27 protein-coding genes are annotated in these 24,660 nt (G+C 33.9%); 22 read left to right on the top strand and 5 right to left on the bottom strand.

From position 1 onward, the window contains the following. Positions 1 to 162: 162 nt before the first annotated feature. Together AB1410_03760 and AB1410_03755 are read right to left on the bottom strand one after the other, a co-directional pair. Positions 163 to 1,542 carry an MFS transporter gene (locus tag AB1410_03760; protein MEW6455816.1) on the bottom strand — a complete coding sequence of 460 codons (1,380 nt, stop codon included), beginning with the start codon at positions 1,540 to 1,542 and terminating at the stop codon, positions 163 to 165. A gap of 10 nt (positions 1,543 to 1,552) precedes the next feature. After that, positions 1,553 to 1,684, bottom strand: coding sequence for a hypothetical protein (locus tag AB1410_03755; protein MEW6455815.1), 132 nt, complete (start codon positions 1,682 to 1,684; stop codon positions 1,553 to 1,555). 158 nt (positions 1,685 to 1,842) lie between these two features. Between AB1410_03755 and ffh the strand changes: the two genes are divergently transcribed. From ffh to AB1410_03645, 22 genes are all read left to right on the top strand, one after another. Next, positions 1,843 to 3,168 (top strand): signal recognition particle protein, encoded by a 1,326-nt coding sequence (gene ffh / locus AB1410_03750; GenBank protein ID MEW6455814.1) that lies wholly within the window; start codon positions 1,843 to 1,845, stop codon positions 3,166 to 3,168. Positions 3,169 to 3,353: 185 nt separating this feature from the next. Next, positions 3,354 to 4,247: a hypothetical protein gene (locus AB1410_03745; protein MEW6455813.1), complete on the top strand. Its 894-nt coding sequence runs from the start codon at positions 3,354 to 3,356 to the stop codon at positions 4,245 to 4,247. A gap of 209 nt (positions 4,248 to 4,456) precedes the next feature. After that, entirely contained in the window at positions 4,457 to 4,714 is a 258-nt protein-coding gene (rpsP, locus tag AB1410_03740; GenBank protein ID MEW6455812.1) for a 30S ribosomal protein S16, read from the top strand. A 20-nt stretch (positions 4,715 to 4,734) separates the two neighbouring features. Further along, positions 4,735 to 4,971 (top strand): KH domain-containing protein, encoded by a 237-nt coding sequence (locus AB1410_03735; protein MEW6455811.1) that lies wholly within the window; start codon positions 4,735 to 4,737, stop codon positions 4,969 to 4,971. A 3-nt stretch (positions 4,972 to 4,974) separates the two neighbouring features. Continuing rightward, positions 4,975 to 5,475 (top strand): ribosome maturation factor RimM, encoded by a 501-nt coding sequence (gene rimM / locus AB1410_03730; GenBank protein MEW6455810.1) that lies wholly within the window; start codon positions 4,975 to 4,977, stop codon positions 5,473 to 5,475. Beyond that, positions 5,465 to 6,190, top strand: coding sequence for a tRNA (guanosine(37)-N1)-methyltransferase TrmD (gene trmD, locus AB1410_03725; GenBank protein ID MEW6455809.1), 726 nt, complete (start codon positions 5,465 to 5,467; stop codon positions 6,188 to 6,190). The genes rimM and trmD overlap by 11 nt, the downstream gene beginning before the upstream one ends. Before the next feature lies 1 nt (position 6,191). After that, the gene (gene rplS / locus AB1410_03720; GenBank protein MEW6455808.1) at positions 6,192 to 6,545 is read left to right on the top strand and encodes a 50S ribosomal protein L19; all 354 of its coding nucleotides are present in this window, start codon (positions 6,192 to 6,194) and stop codon (positions 6,543 to 6,545) included. Then, a complete protein-coding gene (locus AB1410_03715) occupies positions 6,503 to 7,138 on the top strand; it encodes a ribonuclease HII (protein MEW6455807.1) in 636 nt (211 codons plus the stop codon). Before rplS ends, AB1410_03715 begins: the two co-directional genes overlap by 43 nt. Then, positions 7,134 to 8,309, top strand: a complete 1,176-nt coding sequence (locus AB1410_03710; GenBank protein ID MEW6455806.1) for a tetratricopeptide repeat protein — start codon at positions 7,134 to 7,136, stop codon at positions 8,307 to 8,309. Before AB1410_03715 ends, AB1410_03710 begins: the two co-directional genes overlap by 5 nt. A gap of 509 nt (positions 8,310 to 8,818) precedes the next feature. After that, on the top strand, positions 8,819 to 13,510 hold the full coding sequence (locus AB1410_03705; GenBank protein ID MEW6455805.1) for a sigma 54-interacting transcriptional regulator: 4,692 nt from the start codon (positions 8,819 to 8,821) through the stop codon (positions 13,508 to 13,510). Further along, a complete protein-coding gene (gene nikB / locus AB1410_03700; GenBank protein ID MEW6455804.1) occupies positions 13,503 to 14,429 on the top strand; it encodes a nickel ABC transporter permease in 927 nt (308 codons plus the stop codon). The genes AB1410_03705 and nikB overlap by 8 nt, the downstream gene beginning before the upstream one ends. Further along, positions 14,426 to 15,232, top strand: coding sequence for an ABC transporter permease (locus AB1410_03695; protein MEW6455803.1), 807 nt, complete (start codon positions 14,426 to 14,428; stop codon positions 15,230 to 15,232). The genes nikB and AB1410_03695 overlap by 4 nt, the downstream gene beginning before the upstream one ends. Then, positions 15,229 to 15,783, top strand: coding sequence for an epoxyqueuosine reductase QueH (locus tag AB1410_03690; GenBank protein ID MEW6455802.1), 555 nt, complete (start codon positions 15,229 to 15,231; stop codon positions 15,781 to 15,783). Before AB1410_03695 ends, AB1410_03690 begins: the two co-directional genes overlap by 4 nt. Positions 15,784 to 16,066: 283 nt before the next feature. Then, positions 16,067 to 17,218 carry an XRE family transcriptional regulator gene (locus AB1410_03685; GenBank protein MEW6455801.1) on the top strand — a complete coding sequence of 384 codons (1,152 nt, stop codon included), beginning with the start codon at positions 16,067 to 16,069 and terminating at the stop codon, positions 17,216 to 17,218. Then, positions 17,199 to 17,702: a hypothetical protein gene (locus AB1410_03680; GenBank protein MEW6455800.1), complete on the top strand. Its 504-nt coding sequence runs from the start codon at positions 17,199 to 17,201 to the stop codon at positions 17,700 to 17,702. The genes AB1410_03685 and AB1410_03680 overlap by 20 nt, the downstream gene beginning before the upstream one ends. A gap of 130 nt (positions 17,703 to 17,832) precedes the next feature. After that, a complete protein-coding gene (locus AB1410_03675; GenBank protein ID MEW6455799.1) occupies positions 17,833 to 18,315 on the top strand; it encodes a hypothetical protein in 483 nt (160 codons plus the stop codon). A 141-nt stretch (positions 18,316 to 18,456) separates the two neighbouring features. Then, positions 18,457 to 19,176, top strand: coding sequence for a hypothetical protein (locus AB1410_03670; GenBank protein ID MEW6455798.1), 720 nt, complete (start codon positions 18,457 to 18,459; stop codon positions 19,174 to 19,176). Continuing rightward, complete coding sequence (gene yidD, locus AB1410_03665) at positions 19,176 to 19,625, top strand: membrane protein insertion efficiency factor YidD (GenBank protein ID MEW6455797.1); 450 nt, start codon at positions 19,176 to 19,178, stop codon at positions 19,623 to 19,625. The genes AB1410_03670 and yidD overlap by 1 nt, the downstream gene beginning before the upstream one ends. Next, positions 19,609 to 20,544 (top strand): tetratricopeptide repeat protein, encoded by a 936-nt coding sequence (locus tag AB1410_03660; protein MEW6455796.1) that lies wholly within the window; start codon positions 19,609 to 19,611, stop codon positions 20,542 to 20,544. Before yidD ends, AB1410_03660 begins: the two co-directional genes overlap by 17 nt. Continuing rightward, the gene (locus AB1410_03655) at positions 20,531 to 21,397 is read left to right on the top strand and encodes a hypothetical protein (GenBank protein ID MEW6455795.1); all 867 of its coding nucleotides are present in this window, start codon (positions 20,531 to 20,533) and stop codon (positions 21,395 to 21,397) included. The genes AB1410_03660 and AB1410_03655 overlap by 14 nt, the downstream gene beginning before the upstream one ends. Further along, positions 21,397 to 21,987 carry a tetratricopeptide repeat protein gene (locus AB1410_03650; protein MEW6455794.1) on the top strand — a complete coding sequence of 197 codons (591 nt, stop codon included), beginning with the start codon at positions 21,397 to 21,399 and terminating at the stop codon, positions 21,985 to 21,987. The genes AB1410_03655 and AB1410_03650 overlap by 1 nt, the downstream gene beginning before the upstream one ends. Positions 21,988 to 22,043: 56 nt before the next feature. After that, positions 22,044 to 23,099, top strand: a complete 1,056-nt coding sequence (locus AB1410_03645) for a hypothetical protein (protein MEW6455793.1) — start codon at positions 22,044 to 22,046, stop codon at positions 23,097 to 23,099. Positions 23,100 to 23,149: 50 nt separating this feature from the next. Here AB1410_03645 and AB1410_03640 read toward each other — a convergent pair whose 3' ends face one another. From AB1410_03640 to AB1410_03630, 3 genes are all read right to left on the bottom strand, one after another. Next, positions 23,150 to 23,449, bottom strand: a complete 300-nt coding sequence (locus tag AB1410_03640; GenBank protein ID MEW6455792.1) for a hypothetical protein — start codon at positions 23,447 to 23,449, stop codon at positions 23,150 to 23,152. A 104-nt stretch (positions 23,450 to 23,553) separates the two neighbouring features. Then, positions 23,554 to 24,066 carry a MogA/MoaB family molybdenum cofactor biosynthesis protein gene (locus AB1410_03635; protein MEW6455791.1) on the bottom strand — a complete coding sequence of 171 codons (513 nt, stop codon included), beginning with the start codon at positions 24,064 to 24,066 and terminating at the stop codon, positions 23,554 to 23,556. Next, on the bottom strand, positions 24,063 to 24,506 hold the full coding sequence (locus tag AB1410_03630) for an MOSC domain-containing protein (GenBank protein MEW6455790.1): 444 nt from the start codon (positions 24,504 to 24,506) through the stop codon (positions 24,063 to 24,065). The genes AB1410_03635 and AB1410_03630 overlap by 4 nt, the downstream gene beginning before the upstream one ends. Positions 24,507 to 24,660 lie beyond the last annotated feature (154 nt).

Below are 24,660 nucleotides of genomic sequence, written 5' to 3'. Positions count from 1 at the left end.
TTCTTTTCAAATTTTTTTAACAGAGAATCTCCTGAAAAATTTAATGTCAGAAAAAATATAAAAATTATGTTGAACACAAAAAAATCTTAATTTAGATAACCACTATTTTCAAGGAATTTATTTTTATACAGCACACTAGAATTTAGAAGGCAGGAAGCTTTTTCATCGCACCTTACCTCTTGCAAGAGATGCAAATATGCCAACGAAACAAAGGATAGAAAAGAATATGAGTGCTGTTTTTGCACTCTTTAAAAAAAGTGAATAGTATTCCGGTGTAATCTGAACCCTTCCAATGAATATGGCTAATATTAACATTGCAATACCCATGCTAAGCATCTGTCCAGTCAACCTCATTGTGCCAAGCATTCCTGATGCCACTCCGTAAAATTTTCTTTCAACAGAGCTCATAACAGCGTTTGTGTTGGGAGATGAAAAAAGGGCAAAGCCAAACCCAAGGAGAATTAAACTGAAAACAATGAATCCCAAAGTTGTTTTTTCATTTAGAACTGTAAACAGGGAAAGCCCCCCTGCTGTTACCATCATCCCTGTTGATGCAACTATTCGTGGTTCGATTTTATCCGAAAGCCTGCCTGCAAACGGAGAAAATACAGCCATCACTATTGGCTGGGATGCCAGAATCAAACCTGAATTTTGCGGGCTAAGTCCTTTTATGTACTGCAAGTAAAGGCTTAAGAGGAAACCTACAGCAAATGTTGCACTGTAATTTATCAAAGCCGCTAAGTTAGATAGAGCGAAGACTGTGTTATTTCTGAACAGATTCATATCAACAACAGGCCTTTCCACCTTCATTTCCCACTTAACGAATGCCAAAACCCCAAAGAAGCCAATTAGAATTAGCCATGCACCTGACCTCCTTGGCAAGCGAGAAAAACCATTCATTATCATTATGAGAGTGAGGCCATAGATTATGGAACCAGTAAAATCAAATTTCTCACCCTTTGCCTCAGCCCACTCTCCTTGAAGTTTCCAAAAAACAAAAGCAATTGCTATCAAACCTAAAAATCCATTAACAATAAAAATACTTCTCCAGCCAAAATGCTGGGTTAGAAATCCACCTAAAAATGGTCCAAGAGTAAGCCCTAAATAAACTGAAGATACATTTATTCCCAATGCTTTACCCCTTTCCTCCACAGGAAACACTGAGGTTAAAATTGCAACACCAGTGCCGAATATCATTGCTCCTCCGATTCCCTGAAAAACACGAAAGGAAATAAGCGCAGTAGCTGAAGGCGAAAGTGCTGAAAGAATAGAGGAAATTGAATAAATCAATATGCCGTAAGTAAAAATCCTCTTCCTGCCATAAATATCTGCTATCCTTCCAAATGGAACAAGAAACATTGCCGCAGCTAAAAGATATGAGGTAGCAACCCAGCTTAACAATACTGCATCCGTTGCAAATTCTCTTCCTATTGAAGGGAGAGCGATGTTAATAGAAGAACCCATAAAAGGTGTCAGGAAAGAAGCCAGCCCAGCAACGAGAAGAGCAACCCCTTTAAAAATATCGTTTCTAACATCAACCATATTTACTTCATCAAATCTGAGTTAAATATGAGGTTCTCTGAATTTCAAATGCATTCTCAATAATTGAAGAACCCCGCCATTCCTGAATCAAGTTCAGGACAGGAAATGGCGGGGATTCTTCGACGGCAAAGTATTTTATCATTAATATTACTCGCCTTAACCCGCCCCTGAATGGGCAGGATTGCGACGAGCATCCCGTCCAATCTTTTATAATAGGAAAATAAGGGATAAGTCAAGAATTCGAATTTTGATGGAAGGTTCCTTGACTAAAATTGAGTTTTAAAATATTTTTTTATATAAATGTTAGACAGTTTAACTGAAAAGTTTCAAAAAATCTTCCGAACTATAAAAGGTGAAGCAAAGCTTACAGAAAGCAACATGAGAGAGGCGCTTCGAGAAATAAAGCTTTCGCTCCTTGAAGCTGACGTTAACTACTTAGTTGTAAAAGAATTTGTTGAAAAGGTAAAGGAAAAAGCCTCTGGACAGGAAGTAATGGAAAGCTTTTCTCCCCATTTACAGATGATAAAAATAGTTAGAGATGAACTCCTTTCACTTTTTGGAAATGGAGAAAAAAAAATAAATTTTTCAAACATAATCCCCTCGATATTTTTAATAACAGGACTTCAGGGTTCAGGAAAAACCACCTCTTCAGGAAAGTTAGCACTTTTTTTAAAGAATCAGAATAAACACCCTCTTTTAGCCTCTTTAGACTTAAAAAGACCTGCAGCTCAGGATCAGCTGAGAATAATTGCTGATGCGGTAAAAGTTCCCTTTTATGAAGTAAAAGAGAAAAATTTAGAGAATGCTGTAAGAGAATTGATAACTTACTCAAGAAATTCAGGATTTACTCCGTTAATCATTGATACAGCTGGAAGACTTCACATCGATGAGGAATTAATGGATGAGTTAGCTGAGGTAAGAAATCTAACCCAGCCATCAGAAGTTTTTTATGTTGCTGATTCTATGACAGGACAGGATGCTGTTAAAAGCGCTAAAACTTTTGACGAAAAAATAGGAATAACTTCGATAATTTTGACAAAACTCGATGGAGACCAGAGAGGAGGGGCAGCTCTATCAATTGTTTCCATTACAGGAAAACCAATAAAATTCATAGGCATAGGAGAAAAGTATACAGATTTTGAACACTTTTATCCTGATAGATTGGTCTCAAGAATTTTGGGAATGGGCGATATGATGTCTTTAGTTGAAAAAGCTGAAAAAACTCTCGAGAAGAAAAAAGCAGAGGAGCTAACCGAGAAAATATTGAAAAAATCTTTTACCTTAGAGGATTTCAGAGAACAGCTTGCCCAGATAAAAAAGCTTGGCTCACTGGAATCAGTCCTTTCATATTTTCCAGTCGCTGGACCATTTAAAAATTTATCCAAAATGAATGTAGATGAAAAGAAAATATTGCACATGGAAGCGATCATTAATTCAATGACAAAAGATGAAAGAATTTTTCCAGAAAGAATCGACGGAAGAAGAAGGCTGAGAATAGCAAAAGGCTCTGGAAGACCTGTCCAGGAAGTAAACCAGTTATTGAAAAATTTTTTTGAAATGAAAAAATTGATGAAAAAACCATCATTTAAATCTCTTCTTAAATCTTTCTCCAATCTCAATCAATAACCTTCTTCTCATTCCTACCTCAAGCGGGCGTGATTTTTCTTGAAGAATAAATTCGGATTTGACATCTATTTTTTTTAATAAAATTCCTGAATGTATCAGCATGAAAAATTCGAACAAATAACGAAGAGAGTGGACGCACTGATAAAGGAAATACCTTTCCGCTATTAAACAAAGGAGGTAAGATTATGTCAAAAAGATTACTTGCTTGTACCATATTTTTTGTCATTTCTGTTTCCCTTTTTTCTTTAACTCCAAAGGAAATTGACAAATATCTCAGAAATTACTTTGAAAAAGGTTACAGATTCCTAAGGTCTGAGGGAAACTATACTTGGTATATTGCATTCAAAAACCCTGAATGGAAAACAGAATGGTCTGTAGTTGTTGTACTTCTTACTGATGAGAGTGGAAATGAAGTAATTACAATAGGAACTACAATAGCAACCTTCGATCAACAACCTACGCCTGCTCTGATGAAATATCTCCTCGAAAGAAACGGAGATAATACAAATATAGGTTCATTCTCCCTTTACACAGAGGATAAGTACTATGTTCAATATTTTGTAAGAATTCCTAACAATTATTGTTCCCTTGACCAGATTATATTTTCAATAGGATGGGTCGCAGGTTATTGCAACACCCTCCAAGAGGATGTAGTGAAATATACTGAGGATATAGGAGAGGAGAAGAAAGAGGCACAAGAAAAAGAATTTGTCGGCAGATGGAGAGTGTACTCTGAGCGCTTGGTCTACGATGAGGGCGGAGCTGGACCATGGCTCACAGCATCTAAGAGGAATGCAGTAACGAGGAAGCTCGAGTTGAAAGCTGATGGTACGTGGAGCTTTGGATCGTCACAGGGGAAATGGAGGATATCACCCATTAGCGCATCTGACTGGGAGAAATGGAAAATCCCATCCTACGGACCAACTCGTAAGATTATTTTAGAAGGCTGGAATAAAAACACAGCGAGCGGAGCTGTAGAAGAGGGCGATAGCGGAGTTAATTTCATCTGGGTGTTATATAGAGTTGGGCCCCCCACTGTATCGAGGCCTGGTACAGTACATATGAAATTCGGCCGTTAGATAAAAGCTAACAGAGAAGCTCCACCGAATATTTCCTTTAGTCTCTCATATTAGAGAGATGTTGATATATCAGAGCATGGAGATTTATTTTTATTAGTCAATCTATCAGAGAGGATGATAGTCTATGACCAATCAAACTCATCCCTTTTAAGAAAAAAGTTGACTTTAGACCTCAATTAGGCTAAATTTATTTAGTCAGGAGGATTAGAGTGGTATCTATCAGACTTATGAGGTTTGGCGCTAAGAAAAAGCCATTTTATCGAATAGTAGCTATAGATTCCCGAAGACCAAGAGAAAGCAAAGCTCTTGAATACCTGGGATATTATAACCCTTTGACTAACCCGGCAAAGGTAGAGATGAACTATGATCGGGTAAAATACTGGATTGAAAGAGGAGCTCAACCCTCTGATACAGTTAGATCCATCATTGCAAGGACAAAAAAAGATGATAAAACGCATTCAAAATAAAATCATTATGGGAGGTTAAAGTGAGAGATCTTGTTGAATTGATTGCAAAAGCATTGGTTGATCATCCGGAAAAAGTAAATGTTTCCCAACTGGAAGGGGAACAGACCACTATTTTAGAACTAAAAGTGGCTCCGGAGGATTTGGGGAAAGTAATTGGAAAGCAGGGTAGGACAGCAAGGGCAATAAGAACTATTCTTGGCGCTGCTGGAATGAAACAGAGGAGAAGATACAATTTAGAGATTCTGGAAAAATCGTAGAATTTGATTTTAATCGGAAAGATTAGAAGGCCCTGGAGAAATAAGGGCGAATTAGTTATAGATTCATACTCCAGCTTTCCTGAAAGATTTAAAAATCTAAAAAAAATTAAAATTGAGGGAGAAGTCGATTTTATAGAGGTAGAAAAAACCACAGTTTCAGAAAATTTAATCACAATCAAATTAAAAGGAATTGACGATTTGAAGTCAGCGTATAAATTCAAAGGAGCAAAAATTCTAATAGAAGAAGAGGATCTCTATTCCCTTCCCGATAATGATTATTATTATGTTTTTGAATTGAGAGGATGTTCTATTTATTCAAAGGACAATAAATTTCTGGGAAAAGTGAAAGACATAGCTGAACAGAATGATTACTTCTGGTTAATCTCTGATTATAATGAAATGATGATTCCCTTTGTAAAAGAAATCTGTATTTCAGTAGATTTAGAAAATAAAAGAATAGAAATAGATCCCCCAGAAGGTTTAACCCAGCTAAATGAAATTTGATGTAATCACTATTTTCCCATCTCTTTTTAATGGATTTCTTAAGCATGGAATCATTGGAAAAGCTATAAAGAAAGGCATAATAGAGATTGAGCTTCACAATCTGAGAGATTTCTCAATGGATAAGCATAAAAAAGTTGATGATAAGCCTTACGGAGGAAAAAGAGGACAGATTCTTATGTTAGAACCAATTTACAATGCCCTTAATTCAATACCAAGGAAAGAAAAAAGCATAAAGATTCTTCTTTCTCCCCAGGGAAATCTACTTAACCATTTGGAAGCAGTGAGATATTCAGGCTATGATCAGATTATCTTACTATGCGGAAGATATGAGGGTGTAGATGAAAGAGTGAGAGAATATCTTATTGATGAAGATGTATCGGTTGGAGATTATGTTCTCTCCGGGGGCGAAATACCTGCCATGGTCTTCATTGAAGCTGTGTCAAGGCTTATCCCAGGTGTGGTAGGCAGACAGAGGTCAGTAAATTCAGATTCTTTTCACAAAGGTCTTTTAGATTATCCACAATATACAACACCCAGAGAGTTCAAAGGATGGAAAGTCCCGGAAGTTTTAACATCAGGGAATCATAAAAAAATCTCTGAATGGAGATTAAAAAAATCCCTTGAGAATACATTAAAAAAAAGACCTGAACTTTTTAAAAAAATAAAACTTTCCAACCATGAGAAAAAAATATTAAAATTAATCGAAGAGGAATAAAATGGAAAAAATAGATCCAATTAATCTCATTGAAAAAGATTTTGTAGAAAAAGAATTTCCTCCATTCCAGCCAGGAAATACGATAAAAGTTTCGATAAAAGTAAAAGAAGGGGAAAAAGAAAGACTCCAGGTTTTCCAAGGCGTTGTAATAGCTATCAGGGGTAAAGGCACGGGGAAAACGATAACAGTCAGAAAAATCTCTTTTGGAGTCGGAGTTGAAAGGATTTTCCCGATCTACTCAAACATCATAAAGAAAATCGAAGTGGTAAAGAGAGCCAGGGTTAGAAGAGCCAAACTTTACTATTTAAGAAAATTAAGGGGAAAATCAGCAAGATTAAAGGAGGAAATCTCATAGATTTTCTGCCTTTAGAAAAAAACTTAGAAAAATCAGGCTACAAAACAATCGCAGGCGTGGATGAGGCTGGAAGGGGAGCGATATTCGGTCCTGTTGTCGCAGCTGCTGTAATTTTAAACAAAAAGAACATTGAGGGTATAAGGGATTCTAAGCAGCTCTCCCCTCTGAAAAGAAAAATAATTTTTGAAAAAATACTCGAACACGCTTATGACATTGGAATTGGGATCTCTGACAACATTGAAATCGATGAAATAAACATCCATAAAGCTAACCTCCTTGCGATGGAAAGAGCGGTTAAAAACCTCACCGTTTCTCCTGATTTTGTGTTAATCGATGCTTACAATCTAAAAAACATTTCGATTCCCCAGAAATCAATCATCAAGGGTGATTCAAAAGTATATTCAATTGCAGCAGCTTCAATCGTCGCAAAAGTAATAAGAGATGAGATGATGAAAAAATTTTCTGAATATTTTCCCTTCTTAAACCTCGAGAAAAATAAAGGTTATGCAACTAAATTTCACACAGAAATAATCAAAAATATCTGCCCCACTCTCTTCCACAGATTCTCATTTAAAGGAGTAAAAACAAATTAAAGGGAAAAAAATTCTTAAAATACACAAAAAAGCAGAAAAATATTTAAAAAATGCTAAATATGAAAAAGCAATAAATGAATATCAGAAATTACTAAAAGAAAATCCATATGATTATTCAACCCAGATTTTAATCGCTGATTTATCTGTAAAGCTAAATAAAATCGAAGAAGCAAAGAGGATTTATTTTAATTTATTAGAACCCTATCTAAAAGATGGCTTATTTGCTAAGGCGATTCATATATATAAAAAGTTGCTCAAAATAGACCCTGAAAATGAAAGAATAATAAACTCTCTTGCAGATCTTTATTTAAGACAGGCAGCGATTTCAGAAGCAGAAAAACTGTATGTAGAACTCGCAGAAAAATATAAACATCAGAATAAAATTGATAAATTAATCGAAACATACAAAAAAATTCTTTTCATTAATAAGGAAAACATAAAAATAAGACTTAACCTTGGAAAAATCTATTTTGAAAAGGAAATGACAAGAGAAGGTACTGAAGAGTATTCATTTGTAGTGGAAAAATTCATTGGAGAAAAAAAATATACTGAAGCAATCGAGTTAATCGAAAACATCTTTAAAAAAATGCCAGAACACGGGAGATCAGCTATATGCCTTTTTGAAATTTATGAAAAAACTAAAGACAAAGCTAAAATTCTGCCGATTTTTGAAAACTTAATTGAAAAAGAAATTAAAAATTTGGATTCAGCAAAAGCTTTGTTGAACATTTACATAGAAGAAGAAGATTATGAAAAGACAGAAAACTTGATAAGAAAAACCTTTGATGCAGGTATTTTCGATGAAGATTTATACCTGGTATTAATTAATATTTTAGTTAAAAAAAATGAGATTAAAAGAGCTTTTGACTTACTAATCCCTGCGATAGATTCTGAAGTTAATAGAGGAAACACAGATAAAGGAGTGTCCCTTATAAGATTGATACTGACATATGATGCAATTTATCTTCCCGCCCTGGAAAAGCTTTCTGAAATATACATCAAATCTAATCAGGGAAAAAACCTGATTTCAGTTTACAACACCCTTTCAGAAATCTATGAAGACAAAGGCATGATAAAGGAAGCCATGTCAACTCTTAAAAAACTGATAAAATTAGACCCTAAAAATTCCTACTATAAACAAAAAATTAACGAATTAGAAAAGAAGCAGTAAAACAAAAAAGAAATCGGTTCTACTTAATCTCTCCCAAAACTTTGGATACAAGGAAAGTTTTGTAGTGTTTAACAATTTGGGCAGCAAGGGTGACCCGAAAACACGCTGTATTTTCCCCGGTCCCGCACTAACTTATTATTACCTAATACAAACGCATTAAATAAATTGTAGGGCAACCCTTTAGAGCCTACCCCGAACTTGATTCGGGGGTTGCTTGATGCAAGGCTAAAGCCTTGCCCTACATGTAACAATATTTTATGCGTTTGCTATAAATTAAGGAATTCATAATATCTCTCCTTCCATCACTTAATTTTTTTGGAATAAATACAGTTAGTGCGGGAGCACTCATGCTTCGCTCTTCTCCTGAGTATTCACTCAGGAGAAACCATGCCCGCTCCGCATTCGTGACGGTTTTCTTGGTCACCCTTCCCGCCCCTAAAAGTTAAATTAGATTCTCTTGACACAAAACTTTACTTGCTTTCCCAAAATATTGTATAAGAGATACCATTATGGAATACCAAAATATTTTTGCAAATAGAATTAAAAATCTTGAACTCATGTCAGAAGAAAAATTCTCTATAGTTTATGAAGGTCTTGATTTATGGGACAACACTCAATCTATTATAAAAGTTTTCTCTCCGCCATTTCTTTTCAATAAAGAAGTTATTTTTAAATTAGCTTTTCTGTTCCATCCAAACCTTATCTCACCAAAGGATATAATTCAGCTTCCTGATAATATTTTTTCAGTGATTTATCCAAAAATTGAATTAACTCCAATGCATGATACAGAGCAAATTAATTGTGACCGATCGATAAATTATCTTTTCCAGTTATCCTGCCTATTAAATTTTCTCGATAAATTTAATATATCCATTAAAAACATTTCGGAAGAAATCCTTTTTTCAAAAGGAGAGAGAATTTATCTCTGGAATGCTGAAACTCATCTGGAATTTAATTATAATCAAAGAATTCATGATATAACTGGTAAAATAAATATTCCTGATGAATTCAGAAAATTTTCATTAAATTTATTGAATAAATTTAAAGATTCAAAAGCCACAAAATACATGGAAATCATAAATCGATCGGAAAGCTTCGAAAATTTTATCTTTGAGTCAATAAAACATCCAGAATTCTTTCTCCAATCTTCCTTTGAATCAATGCTCGGCTATGAAATATTTGAGAAAAGAGAAGAAAGAATTATCGATGGATTAATCTCTCAAGTTGAAATGATAAACTCCAGGTCAGTTCTTCTTATCGGTGAAGAAAAATCAGGAAAAACTCGCATTCTGAAGGATATCAGTTTAAAAAACAGGTCATTAACTTCCTCCCAAGTTTATATTAATAAAAAAAATTTCTATGAATTCATCATTTCAACTTTAAATCAACTGGGCATGCATGATATTGGCCATGACTATCTAAATTTTTTTATAGCCAAGAAGAAAGAAATTTCAGATGAACCAGATCAAAAAAAATTTTCCCTCTTCGACAAAATATCAAATTTAATAAAAAATTATTTGGATGAGAATAAACTTTCCTATTTTATTTTTATCGTTGATGACATTGATAAGAGCGACAATCTTACGATTGAATTAATAGATTTTCTGATAAAAGCTTTGAAAGATTCTCCCGTTCTTTTTATATTATCCACGTCAAAATTAATCGAAATAACAAAAGATATAACTTTAACACTTTATTTAAGAAAATATAAATTTTCTGAAATCAAAAATACTTTATTTTTCCCTCTCAAAAAATTAGAGATTTTAGCTAAGGAATTATGGGAAAAAAGTGGAGAAAATTTTTTCTTCTTTCTGGAAATTTATAATGACTGCATAAAAAAAATTCATGATTTTTCAAACAATTATTTAATTGAGTTAAAATTTCCATCCACTATTGATAAATTTCTGGAACAGAGAATTAATAAATTAGGCAAAGATGAAAAGTTATATCTTAAACTCCTCTCCTTTTTTGAAAATGAAATCGATGAAAAACCATTAGCCATTTTCTATGATTTTAAAAATATCTCTACGCTCACTAACAATCTTTTAAATATGAATTTTATAGAGAAAATTAAAGGTCATAAATATAGATTAAAATATCCATTGAAAAAATTTATATATGATAGAATCCCGGACGACGAAAAGAAAAAAAATCACAAAATTATCTCAGAGAACTGGAAAATTTTCCAAATGGACAAAGAAGAATTAGTTTTTCATCTAATAAAATCAAATAATTTTGAAAAAGCCTTTGAAATAATTATCGAAAAAGCTTCCGAACTTAATGAAATCGGTGGATTCAGCGATTCAATGAAATTGATAGAGAAGAATTTAAAATTTATCGACCACATAGAAAATGAAAAATTAAAGGTAAAGTGTTACAAAATCTATGGAGAAATCTTATTGAACAAATCAAGATTCGAAGAATCAATAGAATATCTAAATAAATCTCTTTCTTTAGTTAAAGATGCAATTACAGAACGTGCTGCAATTCAAAAAAATTTAGCTATCTGCCATTATGGATTACAAAAATATAAAGAAGCACTTAATATCCTTGAAAAGAATTTTGAACTTGCAAGAAATCACAAATTGAACGATTTAGAAAAAGAGATGGAATTTTTAATGGCAAAAAACCTATGGAATTTAGGGGAAGTGGAAAAAGCAAAAAAATATTTGGAAAATTTAATACTACTGAAAGATGAAAAATGGAAAGCGAACGCAAAAAGAGAACTTGGATATTATCTTTTATATTCAGGGCAAAGAAAAAAGGCTGAAAAATTAATAAAAGATTCTGTTTCAATTTTTGAAAAAATAAATGATGAAAGAGAAAGAGCCCTTTCTCTTAAACATTTAGCTTATATCGAATCATTAAAAAAAGAGACAGATAAAGCTCTTACACTTTATTCACAAGCAATCAAGACATTTGATAAATTCGGAGATATATTCAACTCAGCTCTGATCTCTTCTGATGTGGGAAAAATTTATTTCGAGCAGGAAAAATATCATGAAGCTGAGCTATGGTTCAATCGAAGTTTTGACAGTTTTTTTAAAATAAAAAACCCGAGAGGTCTTACTTTATCTAAATTTAATCTTGCAGAGGTATTCTTAGAAATAGGAAAGTGGAAAGATGCTTATGAAATTTTTAAAGAAGCATCGAAGGCAGACAGGTTTTCAGGAAATCTAAGGGCTTTAGGCTATGACCTAAATTCTCTTGGATATATTGAATTTCTTAACGGAGATTTCCTGGAATGCGAAAAATCTTTGGAAGAATGTATTAAAATATTTAAAAAATTGAAATCAACCACAGAATTGATCGACTCTCTTTTAAAAAAGTCAGAATTTCTTATCGAAACTGAAAAAATTGAGGGTGCTGATGATACCCTGAAAGAGATAGAACAACTTACTGACGGTAATGGCTTAGAGTATGAAAAGGCGAGACTTAAAATTTTAAAAGCAAAAATTTTAAAGAAAAAAAATTTACTCGAAGAGGCGGAGAGGAATATTGGTGAGGGAATTTCAATGATTACCGAGATAAAAAATAAAAAACTTCTTGGAATAGCACTGCTTGAAAAAGCTTTTATTGTTTATAAAAAAGATAGAAAAAATTCAGAAGAACTTTTTAATGAATCTCTTCAAATTTTTGATGAAATAAGCAATCCTTATTTAAAATCTTTATCAACTTTATATTATTTTAAATATTTTCCTGAGAGGATAGATGAGTTAAAACAAAAAGATGCTCTTGAGATTTTAAAAAAATTAAACTCTTTTAAGTTGAAGGAATTTTTTGCCAGAGATAACCAGAATTTAAAGACTGAAATTAAAAATATTATGAATCTCCCTTCATCCTCAGATTTAGCTGATAAACTATTCCATTTAATAATGCAGGAGTTCGATGCTGAAAGGATTGTCCATTTCATATCTGAAAAAGGTAAGATCAAGATTAATAAAATAATAAAAAGAAACTTAGATTCAGAAGAGGAAATCGATGAATACATTATAAAAAAAGCTTTTAAAGAAAAAAAGCCTTTTGACTTAAAAAACTATTTTTTTCTCAATAAATTTTTAAACATAATTGTTATTCCAGTTGAAATTAATTCTAATCTTGTTGGAATACTATACATAGAGAGAGATAACGAAAACGGTCCATTTACTGAAAAAGATTTGGACCTTTTAATATCTCTCATAAGGCCAATTTTTTCTATGCTGAATCCCACCTTAAAGGAACACAGTTCTTATGAATTACTAACTGAAAAGCTTATCAAAAAAATGATAGGGAAATCTAAAGCATTAGAAAATATCTTCAGGTTAATCGATCGGATAAAAGACTATAATTTTCCCGTATTAATTATCGGAGAAAGTGGAACAGGAAAAGAACTTATCGCAAAAGCAATTCATGAAGCAGGTAATAGAAAAGAAAAATGTTTTGTTCCTATTAATTGTAGTGCTTTCCCTGAAAATCTTCTGGAGGCTGAACTATTTGGCTATGCAAAAGGAGCGTTTACCGGTGCCAATTTTGATCGAAAAGGTCTGATTGAAGAAGCGGACGGAGGAACATTTTTTCTTGACGAAATTGGAGATCTTCCCCTTAATCTTCAGGCAAAACTGTTGAGAGCCTTACAGGAAAATGAAATAAGACGGCTTGGAGATAACCGTTTAAGAAAGTTAGATGTAAGATTTATAAGCGCTACCAATAAAAACCTTGAAAAAGAAGTGACTGAAGGAAGATTTCGAGAGGATTTATTTTATAGAATAAATGGCATTAATATCAATGTTCCACCCCTTAGGGAAAGAAAAGAAGATATTCCTTTGTTAGTGGATTTCTTTCTCGAAAAATACAGCAATGAATTCCAAAAAGAAAAAATATATGTATCCCAAGAAGCATTACTCTATCTTAAAAATTATGATTGGCCTGGAAATATTAGGGAGTTAGAGTCAGAAATCAGAAATTCAATCATAATGCTCGATCCAGCATCATCCATTATTAGTAAAGATCTTCTGTCAGAAAAAATATTGAAAAAAAAGTTAGATTTTTCCCTCTCGGAAACCCATAATTTCAATGAGGCAAAAAAAATGTTTGAAAAAAATTATATCCTGAACATTCTTGAAAAAAATAATTGGAATAAAAAGAAAACAGCTGAAGAACTTAAGATGACAAGACAGGGACTATTCAAACTATTAAAAAAATACAATCTTCAGAATGATTAGGTTCGTTTTAAAAAGATCTCTTTCCACCATTATAATGCTATTAGGAGTTTCCACGATTACTTTCCTTTTAATCCATCTTGTCCCAGGAGATCCTGCCCATGCTATTTTAAGAGAAAACGCTCAAATACAAGATGTAGAAAATCTCAGAAGAAAAATGGGACTTAACCTTCCTCTAAGTGTCCAGTATAAAAATTTTATCCTTGGGATTTTCAAAAGAAATATGGGAAAATCTCTGATCACAGGTAAAAATGTTTCAGATGAAATAAAAGATCATTTTCCTGCCACTCTGGAACTCGCTTTAGGCAGTCTTTTGATTTCGATAATTATCTCTCTTCCTTTTGGAGTTCTCTCTGCTTATAAAGAGGGTTCTATAATTGACCATGTATCCACAGGTTTTTCCATATTCGGGCTTGCAATTCCAAATTTTTGGCTGGGTCCTCTTCTGATAATTTTGTTCTCGATAAAACTCAGATTATTTCCTGTATCTGGAAGAGATGGCTTACTATCTTTGATTCTTCCTGCAACCACTCTTGGCACATATTTCTCTGCTTTTTTGATGAGAATCACAAAAGTATCAATTTTAGAAGAATTGAATGAAAATTGGGTAAGAACAGCAAGGGCAAAAGGGCTGAAGGAATCACAGGTAATGATAAAACATGTGTTAAGAAATTCTCTTATTCCAATAGTCACAATCCTTGGCTTACAAGCAGGCAGTTTACTAACCGGTGCAATAATTACAGAAACAATTTTTTCTTGGCCTGGGATAGGAAGTCTGCTCATAAAATCAATAACCAGGAGAGATTATCCCATGGTGCAGGGAGTCGTGCTTTTTATATCTTTTTTATACATATTTATAAATTTTTTAACGGATATACTTTACTCAATAATTGACCCTCGAATCAGGGTAAAAGGGGTATGAAATTAAGGAATAACCCAACCCTTATCACAGGATTTATTCTTTTATTTCTCGTGTTGTTTATTTCTCTTTTTTTACCGATCTTTTATAAAACATCACCTTATGAAATAAATCTTTCTAAAAGATTGTCAGGCCCGATCTTAGAATTCCCATTAGGAACAGATGGTTTAGGAAGGGATGCGTTGGCAAGGATATCGTTCGGAGGAAGAATTTCCCTTTTTGTTGGAACAGCTGTGGTTTTGATTTCTTCAATAATTGGATTAATTATGGGACTTATAAGCGGATGGATTGGGAAATTTTTTGATGAAATTATCGGAAGAATTATAGACATACTTTTAGCTTTTCCAGGTGTTCTTCTTACATTATCTGTTATCACATTCTTAGGACCTAGCCTTTTAAACTTGATATTATCGCTTTCTTTAACAGGATGGGCTGGATATGCAAGGATGATAAGGGCACAGGTGCTTAAACTAAAAGAATTAGAATTTATATTAGCCGCAAAAGCAATGGGAGCATCCTCATCAAGAATAATTTATCATCACCTTCTTCCGAATGTTTTACCCTTTCTCTATGTGCAGGCTTCCCTTGGAATATCAGGAGCAATTCTGGCAGAGTCAAGCCTGAGTTTTCTTGGCCTTGGAGTTCAGCCTCCTTCTCCATCGTGGGGAGGTATGATTTATGAGGGAAGAAATTATCTTTTTGAAAATCCTCTTCTTTCGATATTTCCAGGGATTGCTCTTTTGATTACAATCCTTACATTCAATTTTATCGGAGAAGGGTTGAGAAAATCCCTAAAGAAGAAATGAAAGAAGCCCTTCTTGTCCATATTTGCTGCGCTCCTGACTCAATATGGTCATTTCAGGTTCTCATGGAGGAATATGAACCAGTTGGATATTTTTTTAACCCGAATATTTTTCCTTTGAATGAATATGTTAAAAGACTCAAGGAGACGGAGAAAGCTTCATCGATTTTAAATTTTAAATTAATCGAAGGAGAAAGAGATTACTTCAAATGGTTTGGGCTTACAAAAGAACTTGCTTCTGAACCAGAGATGGGGAAAAGATGTGATATATGCTATGAGATAAGGCTCCGTAGAACTGCTGAAAAAGCACTGGAATTAGGGATAAAAAATTTTACCACTGTGATGAGCAACTCTCCATGGAAAAAGGTAAAAACATTGAATAATATAGGAAAGCTCATAGGAGATGAGTTTAAAATAAATTTTTTAGAGAAAGACTTTAAGAAAAAAGATGGGTTTAAGAAGAGTGTAGAACTATGTAAAATATATCAAATTTACAGACAGAATTACTGTGGCTGCATCTATTCATTAAGGGACAGACTTTTAAAAGATAGATAATATAATACCAAATATTCTCCTTTCCATTATTTTTAATCTTCTCTTATATTTTTTAACAAATTTTTGGCAAAAATAGTTTTCTCAACTAATACAAACACATTATATATTTTGTAGGACAACCTTTCAAGGTTGCTTAATGCAAGGCTAAAGCCTTGCCCTACGTGTCAATTTATCTATTGGGTTTGTATTAACAAATAATATTTTTGTTAATAATAAATAAAAAACTTGACAAAAAGTTAACTAAAAGTTATATTTAAATAAAAAAAGAAAGGAGGTATAAAAAATGATTAAGGAGGTGATAGGTAAAAAAATTAAGGAGTTAAGAGAAATAACGGGATTTACCCAAGAGCAAGTTGCTCAGAGGATCGATGTGAGTAAAGAATATGTCTCTATGTTAGAGGCAGGTTCAAGGGTTCCAAGCCTTAAGGTTCTTTCTAATTTAGCTAAAATTTTTCATCTGAATATAGAATATTTCCTATCTGAAAAAGAACCAACTTTTAGCATACTTTTGAGAAGTGAGGATATAAACAAAAAAGGAAAAGAAGAACTTTTAAAGTTCAAAAAATTCTATGATGACTACATTTTTTTAGAAGAAATAACCAATAAAAAAATGCCATTAGCTCCCGTTTATTCTATGCAATCACCAGCTCAAATGGCAGCAGAGGAAAGAAGACGATTAGGATTAGGTAAAGAACCAATAAAAGATATTTTTGGACTTATGGAAAGCCAGGGTTGCCATGTCTTCAAACACTCTCTCTCCCAGGAAGCTAAAATAGATGGAGCATTTGTTTTTACAGAGGATAAAAGAGCATTTATTTTAATAAACAACTCTCAAACCAAAGGAAGACAAGTCTTTACTGCAGCTCATGAATACTGTCATTACTTAAAAGACAGAGATTATAAATTTTGGATTGACACCCCTGATCAACTATCTGAAAAAAACGGAAAAGATAAAAAACCTTTAGAAATTTTTGCAAATTCTTTTGCTGCTAATCTTTTAATGCCCAAAGATAAAATTGATGAAATAATTGATAAAAATGGAGGGAAAAAAATAGGTCCTGAGGATGTAATTTACCTAAAACGATGTTTTGGGGTAAGTTATCAAGCAATATTATATCGTTTGAAAAATCTTAATTATATTACTAAAAGACAATTAGAAGAATATCTTGAGATTAGCCCTATCCCTTTGGAATTGCTTATCTTTGGAAATTCTCAAGATGTAGAAGAAAAAGAGGAAAGACAATACATTCCAGAAAGATACTTAGACTTAGCTTTGGAAGCCTATCTTTTAAATAGAATATCAATTGGAAGATTAGCTGAACTTCTGAATATCGATGTTATTTCCCTTAGAGATACTCTTTCAACTGCAAAATTTCTCAGGAACAAAGAAGCTCATAAAGGAGAAAAACCTTTAATTGAAAAAGATAATAATTGACTCATCCACTTATTCAAATTTCGTCAGGACAGGAACATTTTGGATCTTAAAAAAACTTTTCAAAAATAGGTTAGCCATGACCTATTTAGTGAAGGAAGAGATCAAGAAAGGATTTGAAAATTATCTGGAATTGAGAAGTTTAAATGATCATATAAAAGAAGGCTCATTAGAAATCATATCAGACCTTTCTGAACAGGAGCTGGTCTTAATAACAAACCTTCCCAGATGTCTGAGTAGCGCTGATAAATCTTGTATATCGGTAGCTAAGGAAAGAAAAGCTACAATTGCTTCTGACGATGAAGATATAATAAGGGAGGCAAAGAATTTCAATATCAATTTAATAGATACAATTGAGATTGTTATTATAGCTGTTCAAAAAAGATTATTTGAATGTAATAAAGGAAATGAAATATTAGAGAAAATGGAAAAAGAAGCTAATTTTTTAACTATTAATAGGTTAGATTGTAATAAAATGGAGAATTAATACAGCCAACAAGAAAAAACTCTCTTCCCTTCCATGGTTTATTATTCTTAGGAGGTCTAATCCCTTCACCCTTCTCCCCCCTCTTATTTCTTTACTACTTGGTTCATATCTCTTAACCTGAAAGAGAAAATTGCTTGACAAGCCTTTTTTTTTTTTAAAATGTTTTGAGCAAAGGAGGTGCAATGTGAAAGGAAAAACGTTTTCGGTATGGGAAAAGTGGCTTTCTTTGGGTCTGGCAGTTCTAATCATTTCTTTACCTGTTATGGCAGACCAGATTGTGGCCAGAACCGAAGAGCAACGGCAGGCAATTACGGAGGCTGAAAAGCAGGCAGAGATGGATGCCAACAAATGGACTTTTTTTGTCCTTGGTCTTATAGGAACCGCAGTTACGTTGCTGATCGTAAATTTTATTGAACCCAAGCCTCCCCAGTCATCTCTTCTGGGTAAATCGCAGGAATATGTTGCTGCTTACACTGATGCCTATGTGAGAAAAGTCAAGAACATTAGGCTTAATTACACGCTTTATGGATGTCTAACCGGTACAGCCACATGGGTTATCTTCTATGCACTGGTTATTGCAGCGGCTGTATCAGAGACAGAAACATATTACTGATTCGGGACAAAAAATAAATGGCTTTAGTTACTTTATGAATGACTATTTTACTAATTTTAAGGAAGAAAAAAGAGGAAAGATAAATTCAAAGGATAGAATAACCAGATATATGGATTAGGCAGAAGAGAGCTTTTTAGTTTAATGAAGGATAGAAATCGTCAAAGAGTTATTGTTTTAGTGTTTTCTGTCTTACTGTTAATTAGAAACGCTTTTCCCCAGATTATAAAGACATTTTCTGCTGATTTCACCCGTGAATACATAGAGGGCAATAAGAGAGAGGTTGTAGAGGGGAAAATCTATTTTCAAGCAAATTCTAAGAGATTGATCATCTTCGTTACAACCCCTGTCAGACAATGGATGGTTCTAAGTGGAAATGAGACTCTGATTTTTTATCCAGATAGTCTTAAGGCTTTTCGAATTAAGATGCAAATTCCGTCTCATATGCCCTTTTTTGAGGCTTTCATAGGAGTAATGAAAGATGATTATGGATTGACAAAGCTTGGCTACACATTTTCTCATTACAAAAGGAAAGTGAATACACTTGTTTCTTATTGGAAGCCGCCGAAGAATCTGGCAAAAATCTTTGGAGAGTATGTGCTTACATACAGGGATAACAGGCTGATTTATGCAGAATTAAAGGATGCAAAAAGCAGGATAGCCTCAAAAGTCGAATATTCCAGTCATTTTTTCTACGGTGGGACATATTTCCCGCTTGAAGTTTTAATAACGGTTAAAAAGGAAGCTGAGGTTATTTCTGAGAAGGTTATATATAAGAATCATAGCTTCAATTCCCCCTTGCCTTCTGAAGTTATTAACTTCAAGATTCCTGAGGGGACAAAGATAAAGGAAGTTCAATGGTAATGAGATTTAGAATAGGATTCCTTGTCTTTTTTGGAGTTTTCTTGCTGAATTTAACCGCTTCTTCTCAGTCCAAAGAAGAGCTTTCATTTATTATAAGTCCCAAACAGGCAATAGCAGAAAGAAAAGTAAAATCCCTCTCTATATTTAAGAATGAAACTTCAGAACTGAAACTGGCTTTCCTGGGGGTTATCAGGTTTTATCAGTTTTTCATCTCTTCCCAAGATCAACCTGTTTGCAATTTCACCGTGAGTTGCTCGAGATTTGGAATCTCTGCTATCAAAAAATTTGGAATTTTTCATGGTTTCCTCATGGCTTCAGATAGGATCCAGAGATGCAATGGGCTTGGGAGGAGGTACTATCCGATAGATCCCCAGATCGGTCTTTCCATTGACTATCCTGTCGAAGACTATTTTCTTGGTAGGGCGAAGAAAAATGGTCGAGATTTTTAAATTTTGTCTATTCCTGAATCTTTCAAAAGGGAAAAGCAAGGTCTTTTTTTGGGTATTGAGTCTTATAGTTCTGCTTCTCTGCCAAGACTTAAGAACAGAAGAACTCCAGCAAGAATATTTCAAGCCAGAAAATATCCTCCGCTTTGCCGAGTATCTCTATCAGGAAGGAGATTACCTGCGTGCAGCTGGAGAATTCGAGCGATACCTCTACTGTTTTGATTCTTTTCCTGAGGATGCGGATTCGATTTTATTTAAGATTGGTATTTGTTATAAGAAAAGCAAGGAATACCCAAAGTCAATAACCTTTTTTAAAAAAATCATAGATCTTTTTCCTCAAAGTCTCCATTTTTCTGACTCTTGTTATCAGATTGCTCATGTCTATTTTTTAATGGGAAGGAATGAGGAGTCGATCAAGGCTTCCGATGCTTATTCTCCCTTAATTAAATCTGATGAGAAAAGAAGAAAGTTTAAGCAGTTGAATACCCTTAACTTCATCCACCAAAAAAAGTGGGATGAGGCAAAGAGTTTGCTCGGTTCTCTGAATAACAAATTTGGACAGGAATCTTTATCTTTTCTCCTTGGTGAAGCTGTTGAAAAGGGAAAGAACCTTCCCAGGAAAAACAGATTCTTAGCGGGTCTTATGTCAGCCGTTGTTCCAGGTACTGGAAAGATTTATACCCATCGCACTCTGGATGGCCTTGTATCCATGTTTACTGTTGCTGTGACCGGCTGGCTATCCTATAAGGCTTTCCAAAAAGAGGGAATGAATTCTACTCGAGGATGGGCTTATGGGACAATGGGAGCATTTTTTTATCTTGGCAATATCTACGGTTCTGTTGTGGCAGTGAATATATACAACAGGGAGCTGGAAAGCAAGTATTTCAAAGGATTAGAAGTAACTGTCAATGTTTATTTTTAATAAAATATTTTTAAGCTCAGTTCTGGCATTCATACTTTTTACACCTCTATTAGGAGACCAAGCCCTAGAACTTGCTGAAAAATTTTTCAACTCTGGAAATTATTATCATGCTATAACCGAATACAAGAGATTCCTTTTCTTCAACCCCTATGGGGAAGGTACCACCTTGAGCTATGTTTATTATAAGATTGGAATGGCATATATCAATCAGGAACTGTGGGATGAAGGCAAAGAAGCTTTTGAAAAAGCTATTCAGGCTGAAAAAGACGAAAGAGTTAGGGATGAGAGGAAAATCGCATTAGCCATTGCTATGATTGCGAGTAGTAGCTATAGCGAGGCAGAATTTTTACTCTTGAAAGTAGAGATATTCAGTCCAATTCCGGAATTAAGGAGGAAATCGGCATTCTTGCGGGGCATAAGCTCAATTTATTCCTCTAAATGGAAGGAAGCCAGAGAGGCATTCAGTTTTTATTTTAAAAATAGCAATATGAAAAACAGCGAGATTTATAGAGAGGTTGATTCTCAACTCCTCAAAGCCCAAACCTTAAGATACAAGTCTCCAAAACTTGCCAAGGTTCTTTCCACGGTTTTGCCTGGGGCAGGACAGATTTACGCTGGTGATTGGCGCAATGGAATTAACGGATTGGTACTAAATCTTTCTATTGCTTATTTTCTTGCTACCGAGTTGTTACAGAAAAGATTTCAGGAGTTTATTTTCGATGCATTATTTCTCTTTGACCGATTCTATCAGGGGAATAGGGCTTTAGCGGAAAAGAGTGCTAAGAAATATAATCAAATCCTCAATAAGAGGATTACCGAGAAAATTATACATATTCTCCAGGATAAACAATAATGAAAGATATAAAAACATTTAGGATAGTTTTCCTGTATATTTTTTTATTATTATGTTGCAATTTTATTTCTGCTAATCCCTCAGACAAATCAGATGAACAATATAATAAAGTAGCAGTTTTAATAGATGACAATCAATATGAACAAGCGATTCAACTAGGCAAGGAAATATTAAAAAATGGTCAGAAATTGGGCGATTTTAAAAAATCAAGATTATATAATAACATAGGGTATTGTTACTATAAATTAGAAAAATTCGAAGAAGCATATAATTTTTACTTAAAAGCTTTAGCAATAGATAGCACTTATTTCTTATGTCTTAATAACATATCTGCAGTTTTAATAAAACAAAAGAGATACGAAGAAGCTCTACCCTATCTAAATAAAGCCCATGCGTTAGAGGGGAGGTATGTTAAAGTTATCTTCAATCTCTTTGTAACATATATTAATTTAAAGAATGTAGAAATGGCTAAGCACTATTTAAAAAAGGCTTTAAAAATTGACAAAGACTACACATTAAAAAGATTAAAACGAAATGGGGCCACAGATAAGCAGATTATGGAAATCCAGAAATTTCTTAAGGATAATTGAGGCATGAAGTGACATATATATAAATGCAAAATTTTTATTTTATAAGGAGGAGTTACATGGTGAAAAAATTTTATCTTTTCTTTATTGTTTCTTCTTTTACCTTTGCTACTTCTTTTGCCACTGACTTTCAGATATCTTTGAACTTTCGTCTCTATGGTGGTTATAGCTCCCTCAATTCAGGAGATATCAGGAAAGATATTCAATCTTTGGATCAGTATTATAAAGATTGGGCTACATACTACCAGTCAAGGGGTTATAGTGCTGAAGTAATGGGAGGACACAAACCAATTCAAAATGGGCTTGGTGGGGGAGGAGAAATTCTCCTGGGATTTTCAATGGGTGATCTAAACCTTGGTGTTGGGTTGGGCTTGGAATATTTCACAAAAACAAAGGAAAGTAGCCAAGATTTAAATCTTAGATGGGATCAAGGAAACTCCTTTCACAACCGAACAAGAGACATGGAAGAGAATATAGGTGTGACTGGGATATTATTTAAGGGTAATTTTAGCTATAACATCATTCCACAAATAGCCTTCTTCGCTGACCTCGGAATTGGAGTTTATATGGCTAAAATAAATTATGATCTTGGATGGAACGGAAAGTATGAATATTGGGACTACGATTGGTATGTGGATTCTTATGGATATTGGAGATATGGTTGGCATAAATATATGTACGGAAACTGGAATTTATCTGACAAATTCGAGATATCAAAAAACAAGATTGGATTTACAGGGGGTTTGGGAATAGAGGTTTCCCTTATAAAAAATCTTTCATTTTTTGTTGAAGCAAAGGGAAGGTATCTAAATCTTGCCGAAGTAAAAGCAAGAGAGACTCTTGATTACTATGATAGCTGGAAGGTGTCTGGGAGATACTATTCTTACGACGACCTAAGGTATTGGTATAGCGATTATGATCAAGAAAACTGGTCTTCAGAAGATACATTATATCTCTATAATTATTATTCAAAAGCCCGTAATAAAACATATACTTTTGTTACAGCGAACAAAGCTGAATATGCTAAATATACAAATTATTCAGATTTCCGTCCTGCAAAGATAGATCTTAGTGGCTTCAATATTTTGTTTGGAATAAGAATAAAACTCTTTTAATATATCTTTTGAGAACATACCTCACTGTGGATGGCTTTACGGGATATTCTTTAGAGGTTAAAATCCCTCCTATCCATTCCATATCCTTTCTTCTTTGTCTCTGAAATGATAAGAGCTTCTATCCAAAGAAGAGTTCTTTTGGGAGAATTCTTTGGTCTTCTGAAACAGATGAGCATATCATGAATCAATGATAATGGAGGCAGCCCTACCTTGAAAAGTGTTCGCTTCAATAATCTGAAGGCTTCTGCTCTTGTCTTTGGAATTAAAGATCTTTCCTCTCTTCCCTTCCATGGTTTATTATCCTTAGTAGTTCTAATCCCTTCACCCTTATCCCCTTCTTCCTTCTTCATTACCTGGTTCATATCTTTTAATCTGAAAGAGAGCTATTAAAATCAAATTAAAATTGCAGAAAATTTTTTCAATTTAAAAGACTGCTAATTCCAAATAAAAAAAATTATAAAAAAATTGTTTTTTTATTCTTTTTGTGATGATGAACTTCTTTACCCTGAATGAGATCAACAGAATGGAGTAATGGCTCTATAAGTAAATCGATAAGCTCTTCAACTGCTTGAGGGCTTCCTGGAAGGTTTATAATTAAAGTTTTTCCTCTTATTCCCGAGACTCCCCTTGAAAGCATCCCAAATGGCGTTTTCTTCAGACTCTCTGCTCTCAAAGCCTCTGAAATTCCTGGAATCTCCTTCTGTATCGCTCTTTTCGTGGCTTCAGGAGTTACATCTCTGGGAGATATTCCAGTTCCTCCTGTTGTTATTACAATGTCAAAGCCTTCGTGATCGCTTAATTTGATGAGTTCTTCGTAAATAATGTTTTCTTCATCGGGTACGATTTTACAGCCAATTACTGCAGGCTTCATTTTTTCTCTTATTTCATCAAACAAAATCCTTCCACTGAGGTCTACTCTTTCTCCTCTAAAGGATCTATCACTTATCGTTAAAATAAATACTCTCATTTTCTCTGAACCATCCTTATTCTATCTCCTTTTTTGATTTTCCCTCCCTTTGTAATTTTTAAAAAAACTCCCTCCCTTGGCATTATGCAATCTCCTGTCTTATAGAATATGGCACATCTTGTGTGGCATTCTTTCCCTAAAACTGTCACCTCTCCTAAAGCATTTTTTCCGAGTCTTATGAGATCTCCTTTTTTAAAATCTTCAAAAGACAACCCTCTCACAACAATGTTTTCACCAAAATCACCGAAATTTAATTTTAACCCAAGAGATTTCATGTGTTCTATGCTTTTTTCTGTGAGGATTGAAACCTGCCTCTTTTCTGAACCTGCGTGGGCATCTCCCTCGATTCCATAGTCTTTAATTAACCTAACTGATTGAACTTCTTTTTTTCGAGTTCCCTTTCTTTTACTAACACAAATCGCCGAAATTTTTGGCACCATATTTTCAATATCAATTATAATATAAAATTTAAACCCGAATTACGCAAGGTTTATTGCAACCTATTGTAGGGCAAGCCTTTAGGCTTGCTTTATATCACCTAACAAGCAGGGCTAAAGCCCTGCCCTACAAGGGCGTTGACATAGGTTTGCGTAA

It is taken from the genome of Acidobacteriota bacterium (genome assembly GCA_040756905.1).
In the GTDB taxonomy this organism is placed as follows: Bacteria; Acidobacteriota; Aminicenantia; order JBFLYD01; family JBFLYD01; genus JBFLYD01.
The sequence above is the reverse complement of the archived record's forward strand: the minus strand, read 5'-3'. Positions and strand labels throughout refer to the sequence as shown.